Here is a 15,453-nt window from a genome sequence, read left to right on the forward strand (position 1 = left end):
AAGGATAAAATCATGAGTATTTTAGTTATCGCTGACCACAACAACCAAGTACTTAACGGTGCTACTTTAAACGTTGTTGCTGCAGCACAAAAAATCGGTGGTGATATTACTGTATTAGTTGCTGGTTCTGGTGCTCAAGCAGTTGCTGATGCTGCTGCTAAAGTTGCTGGTGTAAGCAAAGTTTTACTTGCTGACAACGCTGCTTATGCAAACCAATTAGCTGAAAACGTAGCTGGCTTAGTTGCTGACTTGGCTAAAGGTTACAAATACGTTTTAGCTGCTTCTACAACGACTGGTAAGAACATTCTTCCACGTGTTGCTGCTCTTCTTGATGTAAGCATGATCACAGATATCATTTCTGTTGAATCTGCGAACACATTCAAGCGTCCTATCTATGCAGGTAACGCGATTGCAACTGTTCAATCTGACGAAGCAATCATTGTTGGTACCGTTCGTGGTACAGCATTTGATCCAGTTGCTGCGGAAGGCGGTTCAGCTGCTGTTGAAACAGTTGGCGAAGTAAAAGATGCGGGTATTTCTCACTTCGTATCTGAAGAAATCGTTAAGCTTGATCGTCCAGAATTAACTGCGGCTCGCATCGTAGTTTCTGGTGGTCGTGGTGTAGGTTCTGGTGAGAACTACCATAAAGTACTTGATCCATTAGCTGACAAGCTCGGTGCAGCACAAGGTGCTTCACGTGCAGCAGTTGATGCGGGCTTTGTACCTAACGATTTCCAAGTTGGTCAAACTGGTAAAATCGTTGCGCCTGAGCTTTATGTTGCTGTAGGTATTTCTGGTGCGATCCAGCATTTAGCTGGTATGAAAGATTCTAAAGTTATTGTTGCAATCAACAAAGACGAAGAAGCGCCAATCAACAGTGTTGCTGACTACTGGTTAGTTGGTGATTTGAACACTGTAGTACCAGAATTGGTATCTAAACTTTAATCTTTACTGATTAAAGCTAAAAAACCCTTAGTTTTTACTAGGGGTTTTTTTATTATGGATAGTGTCCTGAAATGTATAACTGAGACTTTTATCTCATTTGAGGTTTGATTTTTATAGAATAAAAATCACATAGTTTTATTAAGAATAGAACATGCTCGTTATAGCGATATGATAAGAATAATATGCAATTAAATTATACAAATATCACCAGATTAGCGGTGTAGATTCCGCACATTACACAGTGCTTTTATGCTATAGTATACAGCTATATTTTTTTCGATTTTAGTTCAGTTTCCGGAACTAAATTTTTTGCAAGATCAAGACATATAAGCAGATGGAAATCTCTATCTGTAAGAAGGAGTATGCATGAGCGTATCGGAAATCCGACCGATTGCCATTGAGGACGAACTCAAGCATTCATATTTAGATTACGCGATGAGTGTAATCGTATCTCGTGCATTGCCGGATGTGAGAGACGGTCTTAAACCTGTTCACCGTCGTGTGCTTTATGCCATGCACGAATTGGGCAATGACTATAACAAAGCCTACAAGAAATCTGCGCGTGTTGTTGGGGACGTAATCGGTAAATATCACCCTCATGGTGACTCAGCTGTTTATGAAACCATTGTGCGTATGGCTCAGGACTTTAGCTTACGTTATTTATTGGTAGATGGTCAGGGTAACTTCGGTTCGATTGATGGTGATAGCGCAGCTGCGATGCGTTATACCGAAGTCCGTATGACCAAGCTTGCACACGAGCTTCTTGCAGATCTAGAAAAAGACACGGTTGATTGGGAAGATAACTACGACGGTTCTGAGCGTATTCCTGAAGTACTTCCGACACGTGTTCCTAACTTGTTAATTAATGGTGCTGCTGGTATTGCCGTAGGTATGGCAACTAACATGGCACCGCATAACATGACAGAAGTTGTGAATGCGTGCTTAGCCTATGCTGACAATCCGAATATCTCGATTGAAGGATTGATGGAATACATTACGGGTCCTGACTTCCCTACAGGCGGTATTATTTACGGTAAATCAGGTATTGTTGATGCCTACCGTACAGGTAAAGGCCGCTTACACATTCGTGGTAAGTACCATTTCGAAGAAGATGAAAAGACAGGCCGTACAACCATCGTCTTTACTGAAATTCCATATCAAGTAAATAAAGCAAGAGTTATTGAACGTATTGCCGAGTTGGTTAAAGAGAAAAAACTTGAAGGTATTTCAGAACTTCGTGATGAGTCTGACAAAGAAGGTATGCGTATTGCAATTGACTTAAAACGCGGTGAAAACGCTGAAGTCGTTGTAAATAACTTATTCTTAAATACCCAACTTGAAAACTCATTCAGCATCAACATGGTTTGTCTAGACAATGGACAACCAAAATTGATGAATCTGAAAGATATTATTGCGGCATTTATCCGTCACCGCCAAGAAGTTGTGACACGCCGTACCATGTTCGAACTGCGTAAAGCACGTGAACGTGGTCATATCTTAGAAGGCTTAACTGTTGCTTTAGCCAATATCGATGAAATTATCGAGACGATTAAAACTTCTGCTAACCCTGCTGAAGCGCGTGAGCGTTTACTTGCAGGTGAGTGGGCAGGTGGTGGGGTCGTTTCATTGCTTGAAAAAGCTGGTGCAATTTCTGTTCGTCCAGATGAAATCGAAGGTGAAGATCCAAATCGTCCATTTGGTCTAACCGATTCAATTTACCGTTTATCACCAACACAAGTAGGCGCAATTTTAGAATTACGTTTACACCGTTTAACAGGTCTTGAACAAGACAAATTACATGCAGAATATACTGAAATCTTAGGTCAAATCGCTGAACTTACTGCAATTTTGAATGATTTCAACTTATTGATGGCTGTAATTCGCGAAGAGTTAGCACTGGTACTACAACAGTATGGTGATGGACGTCGCACTGAAATTATTGAATCACGTATTGATTTTAGCCGTGAAGATTTAATTCCTGAAGAGCAAGTTGTATTAACAGTTTCACAAACAGGTTACGCAAAAACTCAACCACTTTCAGATTATCAGGCTCAGCGCCGTGGTGGACGTGGTAAGTCTGCAACTTCAATGAAAGATGATGACTTTATTCAACATCTGATTGTAGCTTCAAACCATGCGACTGTGCTGTGCTTTACCAACGTAGGTAAAGTATATCGCCTTCGTGTGTTTGAAGTGCCTCAAGCATCACGTGGTGCCAAAGGCCGTCCGATCGTGAACCTGTTACCTTTAGATGCGAATGAAACAGTAACAGCTATCTTGCCGTTGACTGAGTTCCCAGAAAACCATTACGTATTTATGGCAACAGCGTCAGGTACGGTTAAACGTGTTGATTTAGAGCAATTTGCTAACATCCGTTCAAATGGTTTACGTGCAATTGAGCTCAATGAAGAAGATACCTTAATTGGTGTTGCGATTACTGATGGTAATCAGCAAATCATGTTGTTCTCGAACGAAGGTAAGGCAATTCGTTTTGCTGAGACTGACGTACGTGCAATGGGTCGTACTGCGAAAGGTGTTCGTGGTATGCGCGTGAGCTTTGCAAGCAGTACTTTAAGTGAAGAAGATGCAGAAGTTGAAAATGATGAATCAGATGACAATGACGATTCAGCAGATTCAAATTTAGTAAGTCGTATCGTATCACTTGTGGTTGTACCTGAAACAGGTGAAGTACTATGTGCAAGTGCCAACGGTTACGGTAAGCGTACTCCTGTAAATGACTTCCCGACTAAGAAACGTGGCGGTAAGGGTGTAATTGCGATTAAGACAAGCGAACGTAACGGTGAGCTTGTTGGTGCAGTGTCTATTGATGAAACCAAAGAATTGTTACTTATTTCTGATGGCGGTACATTAGTTCGTACCCGTGCAGCAGAAGTTGCGATGACTGGTCGTAATGCACAAGGTGTACGCCTAATTCGCTTAAGCGAAGAAGAAACTCTAGTAGGCGTTGTTTCTATTGAAGCTGTCGAAGATGAAGAAGAGTTTCTCGAAGGCGAAGTAGATACTACTGAAACTGATAGCGAAGAAGTTGTATCAAATAATGAAGATGCTTCTGAAGAGTAAGTAAAACTTAAATAAAAAAGGAAGCATAAGCTTCTTTTTTTATTTTATGAAGAAGATTTTTTTACAAGCCGATAATAAGATAAACCCACCAATATTAATCCAAGGGTCCCAAGAAATATCAGCTTTGGTACAACCGTGGCTAATGGAACACCCATCTGGTTAAGTTGCACAAACATTTGTACCGCATGTGTTGAGGGTAAACACCACGCAAACCATTGTAACCATTCAGGCATTGCTTGATGAGGCCAAGCAGCTCCAGTTAGTAAGAATAAAGGTACAGAGCTAAACACAATAATATGTCCGGCACGTTCCGGCATATCTAAAAGTGAACCGATCAACATGCCTAGTCCAATAATACAACTAATAAAAATTGGAACGGCAATGAGGAGACCTATAAAATTTCCACCGTGTGGATAGTCATTGAACCATAGCGTAAAACCAAAAAGATAAAAACTACTTAAACAACCAATGGTAAATATACTTGTGAAAATTCCAGCGAAGCGAACAGCTGTAATTTTTTGGTGTTGCTCACGGTAGCTTGCAATCAGCATCGCTAAACCTAATACAATGGTTTGATGGATAATTAAAGAGGCAACAGCCGGAAAAATATAACTTCCATAGCCTGCAAGGGGGTTAAATAAAGGAACCTGATGAATAGAAAGTGCGGGTTGGAAATGAGTGCGCTCTCCAAATTTTTCGACATATTCTTTTAAGGTCGCTTCGATGGATGTAGCTAAGCCTAAACCAATTTCTTTAGTTTTTAAAAAGTTGGTTGTACTTAAATATAAGCCAATTCCGCCTGTTTCTCCACGGCGTAAGCTTTGCGTTAGGTTACTTGGTAAAAGTAAAATACCATCGGCTTTTTGTTCACGAACCATTTGTTCTGCTTGTAAGAAATTGCTTGTAACAGTAACAATATGAACATGGGGACTATTTGCACTTTGACCGATTAATTGAGAAGTTAAGAGACTTTGTTCTTCATCAACAATGACAATAGGAATAGATTCTGCCCGCTCAGCTTTATAGGCGGTAGGGTAAAAAAAACTATAAAGAATGACCGATAAAATCAGAGTTGTGAAAACTGAACTGTTTCCTACAATATCTTTAAAAGTTTGCAAATATGCATTTAGAAACTCTTTCATTGCGTTGCCCCTCGAACTAATTTTTTAAGAAGCAGACAACTTAAAAGGAAGTAAATCAGGCAATAACCGATAAGTATTAAAAAAGGAATTATTGAAATGAAAATTGGACTGCCGATCACCCATTGTTCGGTTTGAAGCTTAGCATAAGGTGTATACGGAATAATGAGTGACCAAAACTTGGTGAAAATAGGCGCATTATTTAAAGGTAGCGTAACGCCTGCGAAACTTAAAGAAGACCCACCATATACCGCGATAAAGCCAAAAGTTTTACTTAAATTTTTGGTTGCAAGAATGACGGTGCTACTAATCAAAGCGTAGGCAAAATAGAGTAAAAACTGTGCACATAACAATAAACTAAGAGAACCTGCTACGAACCAGCCACGGATTTCGACTAGCCAAAACATCCATAACCATGTCCATGCACAAAATATAAGGCTATAAAGCAGATTTTTAGCCAGTAAGCCTTGAATAAAACTTTCTCGGTTTACCCATGCTGTTAATGTGCCACGTTTAAGTTCTTGTCCAATAGCAAAGGCAACACAGCAACACAGCAATAAGTGCAATACAGCAGGAACCATGAAAGGTTCTAAATAAAACTCATAGCTCATGCTTGGATTATAAAGCGTTGAGATTTTTACATGAGCTGTAGGAACATCTAAATAGGGAATACTATTTACAAGATAACTTTGACCAGCATAGTCTGCTAAAGCATTGAGGGTACTGACTAGCATTGCTGAAGAAATGGTATTTCCGACACTAAAAAAAGACTGGTTAAATGCAATGCTGATTTGAGCATCTTGTGCTTTAACGAAGCGTTTTTCAGCACCGTCTGGAATAAAAACGTAACCCCATATTTTAGTTTCGTTAAGTAATTGTTCAGCTTCAGTTGAGCTTGCCGTAATCGTTTTAATATCTACCGTATGATTTAACGAAAGATATTTTTCAATATTACGGCTGAGTTCACTTTGGTCCTGATCAATAATCGCAATTGGTAAATGTTCAGCTTTACCTGCATAAAACATGCTGCTAAACAAAAAAATGATAAAAGCAGGGATAAGTGTCACCATACACAAATCCCATTTATTGCTTTTTAGATAGTTTAGTTCCCGTAATATACTGGCAAACATGCTTTATTTTTCTTCTTTAATTTTAAATAGAACACTCATACCAACCTTTAAATCTTTGACATGACTTTCAGGCACCAGATGTAATTTGAAGCTACGAATATCATAGCCTCCAGTTTGGCGAGTCGTTTTAATGGTGGCAAATTCACCTTCAGCGTCAATATTCTTAATTTTAAAATTCACATTCTGATTAAGAGCAGTTATGAATCCTTCAAGGGTTTTACTTTTATAAACAGAAGCGTATTGGTTTTCACCCACGTTTAAACTTACCCATAAATCATCATCTTCTAAAATGCTAACAACAGGCACGCCCATAGCGACTAATTCGGAAGGTTTACCATAAGTTTTTGAAACCGTACCTGAAATAGGTGAGAGTAAGCGTGTCTCTGCTTCCAGTGCTTTTGCTTCGCTTACCGCTGCTTTTGCAATTTCAACTTGTGCATCTGCTGTAGATTTTTGCTGGCTAGTACTTCCACGTTTAGCACGAGCATATTGTTGATAAGAGGCTTCACTTAATTCTTGAGCAGAGGTCTGTGCTGCGAGCATTTCATCTCGTCTTTGACGTGAAATGACACCTTGTCTATATAAATTTTCACCGCGTTGGTAAGTGGTTTTTGCCAAGTTTGCTTGTGCTTTGGTGCTTTGCCAGTTGGCATAGAGAGTATCGATATTTTCTTGTTGCGAACCGCGGTCTACCGTAGATTGAAATGCTAAAGCCGATTGTAAGGTAGCCAAGGCTTGTTGCTTTTTAGCTTCTATTTCAGGGCTAACCAAACGAACAAGTGGCTGGCCTTTGGAAATTTTCTGGCCTTCTTGTACATAAATTTCTTCAATACGACTTGGAACCTTTGTACTTACGTGAATAGTCTCGGCTTCAACACGGCCTTGTAGTTCAATAGGTTTCGGTTGATAGCTTTTCCACAAACCAAAAATAATTAAACCTAATAGGGCAATAATGACTACACTAATAATCAGTTTAATTTTGGAATTTTTAGGGGGGGTTTGACCATCTTTATTTGTGTTTGATTCTTGATGGTCACTAACTTGATCATCTTTTTTAATTTGGTTGGTTTCTGCCGTATCCGCAACAGGAGAATCTTGTTCTGAATGAGCTGAGTCTTGATTCATTTTATACTCCTATTAACGAATATAGTCGGTATGTGGTTGATTGACATAAGCTTTAAATTGGTCAATTGAGCCGTGACTTTGTAGTAAAGTCGCGAGTGACATGACATATTTATAAGCATTTAAAGCCATTTCAGTTTTTAAGGCACTTAATGCATTTTGCGCATCAATCACTTGGGTTGCTGTACCCATTCCTTCACGAAAAGAAAGTTCTTGAATACGTAGGTTTTCTTGAGCAGCATTTACGTTTCTTTGTAAAAGCTGATGACTTTGTTGAGCAGAGTTAAGCTCGTTATATGATTTATTCAAAAGTGCTTCAATCTCTTGTTTAGTTCGTTCAGTCATGAGTTCAGAAGCGTAGCGCTTTAATTCGGCAGCATGAATATTCTTATTTTTATCTACCCCAGAAAATAGGTTGTATTTTGCCATTACACCGACAATCCAGTTTTCATTTTCATCAAGCGCATATTCACCAAATGCAAATAGACTTGGTTTTTTTGCGGCTTGTTGAGCTTGAATATTGACATTAGCCAGTTGAGTATCCATCTGCATTTTTTGTACAAGGCTAGATTTTTGCGAATAACTGGTTAAAAGTGATTCTAGAGGCTGGCTTGGAGTGTTATTTACAAATAACGGTGTACTTAAATCGACATTATTTTGTTGATGTAAAAGATTATTAAGGCTAAAGCGGCTGGCGTTTAAGTTGGCTTGAGTATTTTGTAAAGTACGTTCTGCATTATTACGCGCGACTTCAAACTGCATGCGTTGCCCTTTACTAATAAATCCTTGTTGTTCCAGCTTTAGGGCATTGCTGTAATGTTTTTGCATCGCATTAAAGTTAAATAAGCTACTTGCGACCAGCTGCTGCTGTAATTGCACATTAAAGTAACTTTGTACTACTTCAAATCGCTGTATATCTTGCTGTTGTTGGCTTGAAAGCTCAGAGCGCTGTGCTTGTATATTAGCTATTTTTTTAGCGCTGCTGGTTAAGCCGCCTGTATAGAGTGGCATTACGACTGAAATCGAAGGGCGTACCACCTGATCTTCGATAGTCAGATTCGCATAATCAGGAAAGCGATTTATACCATCATGTATGGTTTGGTTTGCGCCTTCTTGAACTTGTCCCAGCACATCTGATGGAATGACATTGTTCCACTGTGAAAGTTTATCGTTGAGTCCTTGGCTTAAATCATTTTCAAGTTTTTGTTTAAAAGCCCCAAGAGGTACATCTGTTTCACTATGAAAAGCGTAGGCTCTGACATTCAAATCAACTCTAGGTAATCCGAGGCCCTTTACTGCTTCAGCTTCTAATTGAGATGCTTGCTGTAATGCTTGGTTGGCTTGAGTACTGTATGAACTTTTTAAAGCTTGTTGTTCTGCTTCGGCATAACTTAAGCTTCCAGCGTATAAATGATTAGTGAAAAAAAAGCCTAAAGCCAAAGCAAGATGTTTTGGTTTAAATGAAAAGGGAAAAATAGACTGTCTATATCGATGTGTTGGCATTTTAAATAACAATTTTTGGCATCCCTTATAGTTTAAATTTCTTGTTATTAAATTCAATTATCATCTTGTTTATTATACATTTGTATAAAAACATGGTGGTTTTTAGCTCCTTTAATTATTGAATTTACTAAGCCAATATTTTTGTAATAGCTATCAAGGTATGTGAAATGATAATCACAAGTCAAGTTGATCTTTTTGCTTAAAAATTTTTTTAAATGAGGAAGCTGATTATTAAAACTAAAGAAATAACGACAACAATAATTGAAAAAATAAACCTAAATACAGTCCAGCATTGAAATATTTACTTGAGAAGCTGCTGCAAGCTTAAGCAATCTGTGGTTAAATGCCATTTTTATTGTGTTTGACTTTATACAAGGGAAAAATCATGCGCGCGTACAATTTCTGTGCTGGTCCTGCTGCATTACCTACTGCCGTTTTAGAAAAAGCTCAACAAGAATTGTTGGATTGGCAGGGTAAAGGTCTATCCATCATGGAAATGAGTCACCGTAGTGCTGACTATGTTGCTGTAGCTGAAAAAGCTGAAGCAGATTTACGCAAGTTAATGAACATTCCAGAAAACTATAAAGTACTGTTTTTACAAGGCGGTGCGTCATTACAATTTTCTGCTATTCCTTTAAACCTTTTAGGTAAGAACAGTAAAGCCGATTATATTCACACAGGCATCTGGTCTGAAAAAGCGTTAAAAGAAGCAAAACGTTATGGCGATATTAATGTTGTAGAAGCTGGCATTAAAGTAGATGGCAAGTTCGCAATTTCTGAACAAAGCGAATGGAATTTATCTGATGATGCAGCATATGTACATTATGCGGATAATGAAACGATTGGTGGCTTACAGTTCGCAGGAATTCCTGATGTAAAAGCGCCACTTGTTTGTGACTATTCATCAAGTATTTTATCTGCTCCATTAGATGTGACCAAGTTTGGTTTAATCTATGCTGGCGCACAAAAAAATATTGGTCCTGCTGGTTTAACAATTGTCATTATTCGTGATGACTTACTTGATCAAGCTAAACCAGAAATTCCAAGTATTTTAAAATATGGCGACCAAGCCAAAAATGGTTCTATGGTAAATACACCATCGACTTACGCTTGGTACTTGTCTGGTTTGGTATTTGAATGGTTGCTAGAGCAGGGTGGGGTAGAGGCTATTCATAAAGTAAACCTTGAAAAAGCTCAGTTGTTATATGGTTATATCGACTCAAGTGATTTCTACAATAACCCGATCGCAATTCCAAACCGTTCAATTATGAATGTACCGTTTACATTGGCAGACGAAGCTTTAGAAAAGCAATTCTTAAAAGAAGCGGAAGCTAATCACTTGTTGAATTTAGCTGGCCACCGTTCTGTCGGCGGTATGCGTGCAAGTATTTATAATGCCGTACCATTAGAAGGCGTACAGGCTTTAATCAACTTTATGGATGATTTTGCAAAGCGTAATGGTTAAGCAAATCAAATAAATAAAGCCCTCAAATGAGGGCTTTATTTATTGAATAAGTTATAAATTAAAAAGGCACTAAACCAAACTGGTGCATGAATATGGCAGCTAAGAACATACCCAAGACAAAAAAGCAAAACGCACCAGTATCGACCTTTACGCGCAGGCTACTGGATTGAATGAGGCTGGTAGTTTGTTCGGGTATAATCTTCATTCAATAACCTAATTATTAAAATATTAGTGAAATTCAATTAGTTTCACTCTTTTTAGCACAAATAGTCGCCTGAATCCAGATATTACCGCGAATATATTCGCCAATATTAAAGTTTTTATACAAATCGTTTTTGGTCGCAATGCGCACTAATATGGCAGGAAGATCATCTTCTAAAACCAAAGTGACATCATAAAGAGTATATTCTGCCCCCATAAATGTCATAGAAGTTTTACCAACAATATTACCTTGGAACCATGCTTCATCTTCTTGACCAAGATTTTCGCCATATAAATAAGCGACCATTTTAGAAAAATCAACGGTTACAGGTTCTTGATCTTCTGGAGTTTTTGGTTGCCATTCATTAATGAGTTCCTGTAAGTTTTCAGGAGCAACACCATTATGTTCAGTTAAAATTGCATTTAATGCACGGTGATGTTTAATAGAAGCGGGGTCATCAACAATGATTTTTTCACCTGCTGGAACAGGTTCTAATTCATAAGCCCATGCATTAAATTGGACTTGATAGTTTTGATTTTTGTCATATTGACAGTAGTTAACACTAAATAAATTATCAAATGCATAAACGGTTGTATTTTTATTTAGTCTTAAACTCAACACGGCTTGTGTAGCAGAGTCACAAGTAATGATGCGTTCAATTTTCGCATTATATTGATACGGACTTTCAAAACTTGGGAAGGCTGTTTTAAGCGCGCGAGGTTTTTGGTTTTCAACAGCAATAATTTGATTGATCGTAACTTTTTGGTCTTGTGGACCTTGAATGAGCCAAAAAGATTGGTCCATGTCTTCTTCATGTTCACACAAACCCATTGGCATTACAGGTGCATCAAGTGCCAGTCCTAACCATTTTGGTACATCTGTTTCGGGATGGGACGTCAATAGATTCCAATGTTCTCCATGACTACCAAAATTTTGGTCATTTACTTTAATAACTTCTGGACTGTTTTGATTTTTCATAAGCACGATGCTGTTGGGTTCACATTACTTGTTATATTAAATCGAGGGTGTTTGCTATTTTTCAAGTCACCATATGTAAATTCTCTTGTAAAAGCGCGTATTTAGTCATTTAAAAAGAAGCGCCGTTTCTATTTATAAGTTAAAAGTACGTTTAATTTATAAAAAAATTAAATGTTGAAATTAAAAATCAGTTTAATCGTTATTTTTACTCACCTTAGAAAAGCATCTGTTAGACTAATATTTTTAGTGGAAATAGAGAATAACGTGCTGCCATTTAAACTATGGGTAGACGCAGACGCCTTACCGAAAATTTTACGTGAAGTGATTTTACGTGCGTCAGATCGTTATCAATTAGAAGTTATTTTTGTAGCCAATCAAAATGTTGGGATTACGCCTTCAGTACGAATTAAATCAATACAAGTTTTAAGTGGTGCCGACCAAGCAGATAAAGAAATAGTTGATCGTATGACTGAAAATGACATTGTCATTACGCAGGATATTCCACTGGCAGCTCAGGTGATTGAGAAAGGTGGAGTTGCTATTCATCCCCGTGGTGAAGTCTATACAACGGCCAATGTTAAAGCGCGTTTACATCTACGTGATTTCATGGATACGCTCCGTGGTGCAGGTGTGCAAACTGGTGGACCGCCTCCTATTTCCGAACGAGATAAACGTGAATTTTCAAGTTCATTAGATCAAACGATTTTAAAGCAAAAACGTAAAACAGCTAAGTGAGCATCGCATGCCATCGCAAACCAATTTGGCTCTAACCTATGCCTTGTTAGTGTTTATCTGGGCAACAACTCCGTTGGCAATTGTCTGGAGTGTGTCTGATTTACATCTGATGTGGGCATTGTTATTACGCTTTTTTATTGCATTGCCTTTGGCTGTCATCATATTACTAATTTTGAGAACACCTTTTCCAACGCATCGACAAGCAGTTCATAGCTACATTGCCGGATCTTTTAGCTTAATTGGTTCTCAAATTTTTACTTATGCCGCGACCCAATATTTAAGTTCAGGCATGATTGCGCTTATGTTTGGCTTAGCACCGATTATGGCGGGGCTTATTGGTCGGTTTGCTTTTGGCCAACAACTTTATAAGCTGCAATGGTTGGGTATGGCAATTGCGGTCAGTGGGTTAGCTATTATTTGTTTGAGCGGTGCAAATCAGCATGTGCATCCGTTTGGTATTATTCTTATGCTGATCAGTGTATTTGTTTATTCTTTTTCAATTTTCTGGGTCAAAAAAGTTAATGCACAGATCCAGCCGATGGCTCAGGCAACAGGCTCTATTTTAGTGTCTTCTATTTTTGCTAGTTGTTTTATTCCATTTATTTGGCAATATGCACCAACACATTTGCCAGAAGCCAAATCACTATTTGCCCTAATTTATACGGTACTTATGGCTTCACTCGTTGCCATGTTCTGTTATTTCAAACTTATACAAAATATTCAGGCAACGACTTTATCTTTAACGACAGTTATTACCCCTATGTTAGCGATGATGATTGGGGCTGCTTTAAATCATGAACAACTTTCAATTATGGTTTTTGTAGGTGCTTTCATTATCTTGTCTGGACTCTTTTTATATTTCTATAAAGACATTCAGGCAAACCGGAACTTTGCTCAACATATGAAGTCTAAATAGGAGAAGATTTGGGTAATTTGTTGAGCTTATTCATTAAATTGTTCTAATTCGTAGCGAAATGCACGATCAAATTGATCTCCCAACTTAACTAGTAGAAAATAGCGCAGCAATATAATATTAGGATTGTTAAGGATAAGTCAGAACTTACTGATTTTTAAACCTTAATACAGCATCTAACGGTATGGCCAAATAGTAGATGTGGGTGCAATTTGCCATCAACATCTTATATTTTCCATCAATGACCTTGGATTTAGAAGGTATGTTTAAACCAATCTCACTGTATATAGGGTTGAGATATACTCGCGCAAGACGCAGTAATCATTTTATTTCTTTTATTGCATTGGTTTCGATGGTCGGTTTGACACTAGGTGTCGCTGTGCTGATTACAGTACTTTCTGTCATGAACGGTTTCGATCGCGAATTGAAAAACCGTGTGTTAGGAATGGTGCCGCAAGCAACAGTTTCATCTACACAAATCCTCACGGATTGGCCTGAACTCGTGAAGCGAGTTGAACATCATCCACATGTAACAGGGGTTGCACCTTTTACGCAATTGCAAGGTATGTTAACTGCGCAAGGGCAAGTCGCTGGTATTATGGTGACGGGTATTGACCCAAAATATGAAAAGAATGTCTCTATTATTCAAAATCATATTGTTGCCGGGAGTTTAGATTCACTTAAAAAAGGTGAATTTGGTATTGTACTTGGTAAAGATATGGCTGATTCATTGGGCTTACGTCTAAATGATAGTGTGACATTGGTTTTACCAGAAGCAACACCATCTCCAGCAGGTGTTGTACCTCGTTTCAAGCGTTTTAAAGTGGTTGGTATTTTTAGTGTAGGCGCTGAAGTCGACTCTATGGTGGGGTATATTGCCCTATACGATGCTTCAACCTTATTACGCTTACCAGATGGTGCCCAAGGTGTCCGTTTAAAACTAGATGATATTTTTGCAGCGCCACAAGTTGCTGACGACTTAGTAAAAAGTTTACCAAGCAATTTCTATGCGACGAACTGGACCTATACGCATGGTAATTTATTTAATGCCATTCAAATGGAAAAAACTCTAGTCGGTTTATTGCTTGTCCTTATTATTGTGGTAGCAGCATTTAATATTGTTTCATCATTGGTCATGGTGGTGACTGATAAAAAATCTGATATCGCAATTTTGCGTACATTAGGCGCTTCGCCGTCGATGATCACTAAAATATTTATGGTTCAAGGTACCGTGATTGGGGTGATTGGTACAGTTGCAGGTACGGTTTTAGGTGTAATTTTAGCTTTAACCATTAGTGATATCATTTCATGGTTTAACAATGTGTTGGGCTTAAATCTATTTGATGCTTACTTTGTACATTACCTTCCTTCTTATTTAAGATGGCAAGATGTGACGATTATCGTGATTGTTTCTTTACTTTTAAGCTTCTTGGCGACTATTTATCCGGCACTTCGTGCTGCCAAAGTTCAACCTGCCGAGGCACTGCGCTATGAGTAAAATTGTTTTAGAAGCGAAAGAAATATATAAACATTTTGATGACGGTAAATCTAAAGTTGAAGTCATTAAAGGTCTTTCTTTACAAGTTGAAGCAGGGCAGTTTGTTTCGATTGTCGGTGCGAGTGGTTCAGGTAAAAGTACTTTGCTTCATGTGCTAGGTGGTTTAGAGCAGCCAACTCAAGGGCAAGTATTTTTAAATGGTCAGCGTTTTGATAATTTAGGTGAAGCTGAACGTGGTTTTCAGCGTAACCAATACCTCGGTTTTGTTTATCAATTTCATCATCTATTACCTGAGTTTTCTGCGCTTGAAAATGTGGCGATGCCTTTAATGCTTCGTGCAGATAGCCAATTTAAATCTGTAAAAGCGCAAGCTGAATATTTACTTGATCGAGTTGGGTTATCTCATCGTATGGATCATAAGCCAGGGGAGCTTTCGGGTGGTGAGCGCCAACGTGTGGCTTTAGCGCGTGCTTTAGTCACTAAACCTGCAGTTGTTCTGGCCGATGAACCTACAGGTAATTTAGACCGTAAAACAGCTCTAGGTATTTTTGAATTACTGACCGATCTTAAGAAAGAACTCAACATGGCAATGTTAATTGTGACCCATGATGAGCATTTAGCTCAGGCTGCTGATTCTATTTTGCATATGCAAGATGGACTCTGGGTGAGTGGTACTTAAAAAATTGTCATTAAATCACATTGTTAAAGCCCACTTAGTTGGGCTTTAATTTTGCCCCTAAAA

12 protein-coding genes and 1 pseudogene are annotated in these 15,453 nt (G+C 38.4%); 7 read left to right on the forward strand and 6 right to left on the reverse strand.

Translation table 11 applies throughout. The annotated features are described in order from the left end of the window. Window positions 1-12: 12 nt before the first annotated feature. Together J580_RS12655 and gyrA are read left to right on the forward strand one after the other, a co-directional pair. A complete protein-coding gene (locus J580_RS12655; protein ID WP_002118921.1) occupies window positions 13-945 on the forward strand; it encodes an electron transfer flavoprotein subunit alpha/FixB family protein in 933 nt (310 codons plus the stop codon). Window positions 946-1,311: 366 nt separating this feature from the next. Continuing rightward, a complete protein-coding gene (gene gyrA, locus J580_RS12660; RefSeq protein ID WP_032004403.1) occupies window positions 1,312-4,026 on the forward strand; it encodes a DNA gyrase subunit A in 2,715 nt (904 codons plus the stop codon). Between the two features lie 44 nt (window positions 4,027-4,070). Here the strand turns inward: gyrA and J580_RS12665 are convergent, their stop codons facing one another. The 4 genes from J580_RS12665 to J580_RS12680 are packed head-to-tail and all read right to left on the reverse strand — an operon-like array spanning window position 4,071 to window position 8,920. Next, the gene (locus tag J580_RS12665) at window positions 4,071-5,168 is read right to left on the reverse strand and encodes an ABC transporter permease (RefSeq protein WP_032004404.1); all 1,098 of its coding nucleotides are present in this window, start codon (window positions 5,166-5,168) and stop codon (window positions 4,071-4,073) included. Next, window positions 5,165-6,295 carry an ABC transporter permease gene (locus tag J580_RS12670; RefSeq protein WP_212750314.1) on the reverse strand — a complete coding sequence of 377 codons (1,131 nt, stop codon included), beginning with the start codon at window positions 6,293-6,295 and terminating at the stop codon, window positions 5,165-5,167. The genes J580_RS12665 and J580_RS12670 overlap by 4 nt, the downstream gene beginning before the upstream one ends. A gap of 3 nt (window positions 6,296-6,298) precedes the next feature. Beyond that, complete coding sequence (locus tag J580_RS12675) at window positions 6,299-7,420, reverse strand: HlyD family secretion protein (protein ID WP_032004407.1); 1,122 nt, start codon at window positions 7,418-7,420, stop codon at window positions 6,299-6,301. 12 nt (window positions 7,421-7,432) lie between these two features. Beyond that, window positions 7,433-8,920, reverse strand: coding sequence for a TolC family protein (locus tag J580_RS12680; RefSeq protein WP_032004408.1), 1,488 nt, complete (start codon window positions 8,918-8,920; stop codon window positions 7,433-7,435). Window positions 8,921-9,305: 385 nt separating this feature from the next. On the opposite strand from J580_RS12680, the gene serC reads away from it, so the two are divergent. Next, complete coding sequence (serC, locus tag J580_RS12685) at window positions 9,306-10,385, forward strand: 3-phosphoserine/phosphohydroxythreonine transaminase (RefSeq protein ID WP_005067728.1); 1,080 nt, start codon at window positions 9,306-9,308, stop codon at window positions 10,383-10,385. Window positions 10,386-10,623: 238 nt separating this feature from the next. Here serC and J580_RS12690 read toward each other — a convergent pair whose 3' ends face one another. Continuing rightward, window positions 10,624-11,565 (reverse strand): hypothetical protein, encoded by a 942-nt coding sequence (locus J580_RS12690; protein WP_032004409.1) that lies wholly within the window; start codon window positions 11,563-11,565, stop codon window positions 10,624-10,626. Window positions 11,566-11,811: 246 nt separating this feature from the next. Here J580_RS12690 and J580_RS12695 point away from each other — a divergent pair, with 246 nt between their 5' ends. Continuing rightward, the gene (locus J580_RS12695) at window positions 11,812-12,300 is read left to right on the forward strand and encodes a YaiI/YqxD family protein (RefSeq protein ID WP_014207405.1); all 489 of its coding nucleotides are present in this window, start codon (window positions 11,812-11,814) and stop codon (window positions 12,298-12,300) included. Between the two features lie 7 nt (window positions 12,301-12,307). Further along, window positions 12,308-13,216 carry a DMT family transporter gene (locus tag J580_RS12700; RefSeq protein ID WP_032004411.1) on the forward strand — a complete coding sequence of 303 codons (909 nt, stop codon included), beginning with the start codon at window positions 12,308-12,310 and terminating at the stop codon, window positions 13,214-13,216. A 29-nt stretch (window positions 13,217-13,245) separates the two neighbouring features. On the opposite strand, the pseudogene J580_RS23815 reads toward J580_RS12700, so the two are convergent. Continuing rightward, window positions 13,246-13,347: pseudogene (locus J580_RS23815) on the reverse strand (PilZ domain-containing protein); the annotation flags it as partial. A 128-nt stretch (window positions 13,348-13,475) separates the two neighbouring features. Here J580_RS23815 and J580_RS12705 point away from each other — a divergent pair. Next, window positions 13,476-14,711 carry a lipoprotein-releasing ABC transporter permease subunit gene (locus J580_RS12705; RefSeq protein ID WP_004790618.1) on the forward strand — a complete coding sequence of 412 codons (1,236 nt, stop codon included), beginning with the start codon at window positions 13,476-13,478 and terminating at the stop codon, window positions 14,709-14,711. Beyond that, window positions 14,704-15,390 carry a lipoprotein-releasing ABC transporter ATP-binding protein LolD gene (gene lolD / locus J580_RS12710; protein ID WP_032004412.1) on the forward strand — a complete coding sequence of 229 codons (687 nt, stop codon included), beginning with the start codon at window positions 14,704-14,706 and terminating at the stop codon, window positions 15,388-15,390. The genes J580_RS12705 and lolD overlap by 8 nt, the downstream gene beginning before the upstream one ends. Window positions 15,391-15,453: the final 63 nt, after the last annotated feature.

Source organism: Acinetobacter sp. 1542444 (assembly GCF_000581835.1).
Taxonomy (GTDB): Bacteria; Pseudomonadota; Gammaproteobacteria; order Pseudomonadales; family Moraxellaceae; genus Acinetobacter; species Acinetobacter pittii.

Bases quoted from the DNA above. Each gene is read 5' to 3' on its own strand.
- serC (WP_005067728.1), top strand. From the start codon at position 9,306: ATGCGCGCGTACAATTTCTGTGCTGGTCCTGCTGCATTACCTACTGCC.
- J580_RS12680 (WP_032004408.1), bottom strand. From the start codon at position 8,920: ATGCCAACACATCGATATAGACAGTCTATTTTTCCCTTTTCATTTAAA.
- J580_RS12665 (WP_032004404.1), bottom strand. From the start codon at position 5,168: ATGAAAGAGTTTCTAAATGCATATTTGCAAACTTTTAAAGATATTGTA.
- J580_RS12655 (WP_002118921.1), top strand. From the start codon at position 13: ATGAGTATTTTAGTTATCGCTGACCACAACAACCAAGTACTTAACGGT.
- J580_RS12705 (WP_004790618.1), top strand. From the start codon at position 13,476: ATGTTTAAACCAATCTCACTGTATATAGGGTTGAGATATACTCGCGCA.
- lolD (WP_032004412.1), top strand. From the start codon at position 14,704: ATGAGTAAAATTGTTTTAGAAGCGAAAGAAATATATAAACATTTTGAT.
- J580_RS12675 (WP_032004407.1), bottom strand. From the start codon at position 7,420: ATGAATCAAGACTCAGCTCATTCAGAACAAGATTCTCCTGTTGCGGAT.
- gyrA (WP_032004403.1), top strand. From the start codon at position 1,312: ATGAGCGTATCGGAAATCCGACCGATTGCCATTGAGGACGAACTCAAG.
- J580_RS12700 (WP_032004411.1), top strand. From the start codon at position 12,308: ATGCCATCGCAAACCAATTTGGCTCTAACCTATGCCTTGTTAGTGTTT.
- J580_RS12670 (WP_212750314.1), bottom strand. From the start codon at position 6,295: ATGTTTGCCAGTATATTACGGGAACTAAACTATCTAAAAAGCAATAAA.
- J580_RS12690 (WP_032004409.1), bottom strand. From the start codon at position 11,565: ATGAAAAATCAAAACAGTCCAGAAGTTATTAAAGTAAATGACCAAAAT.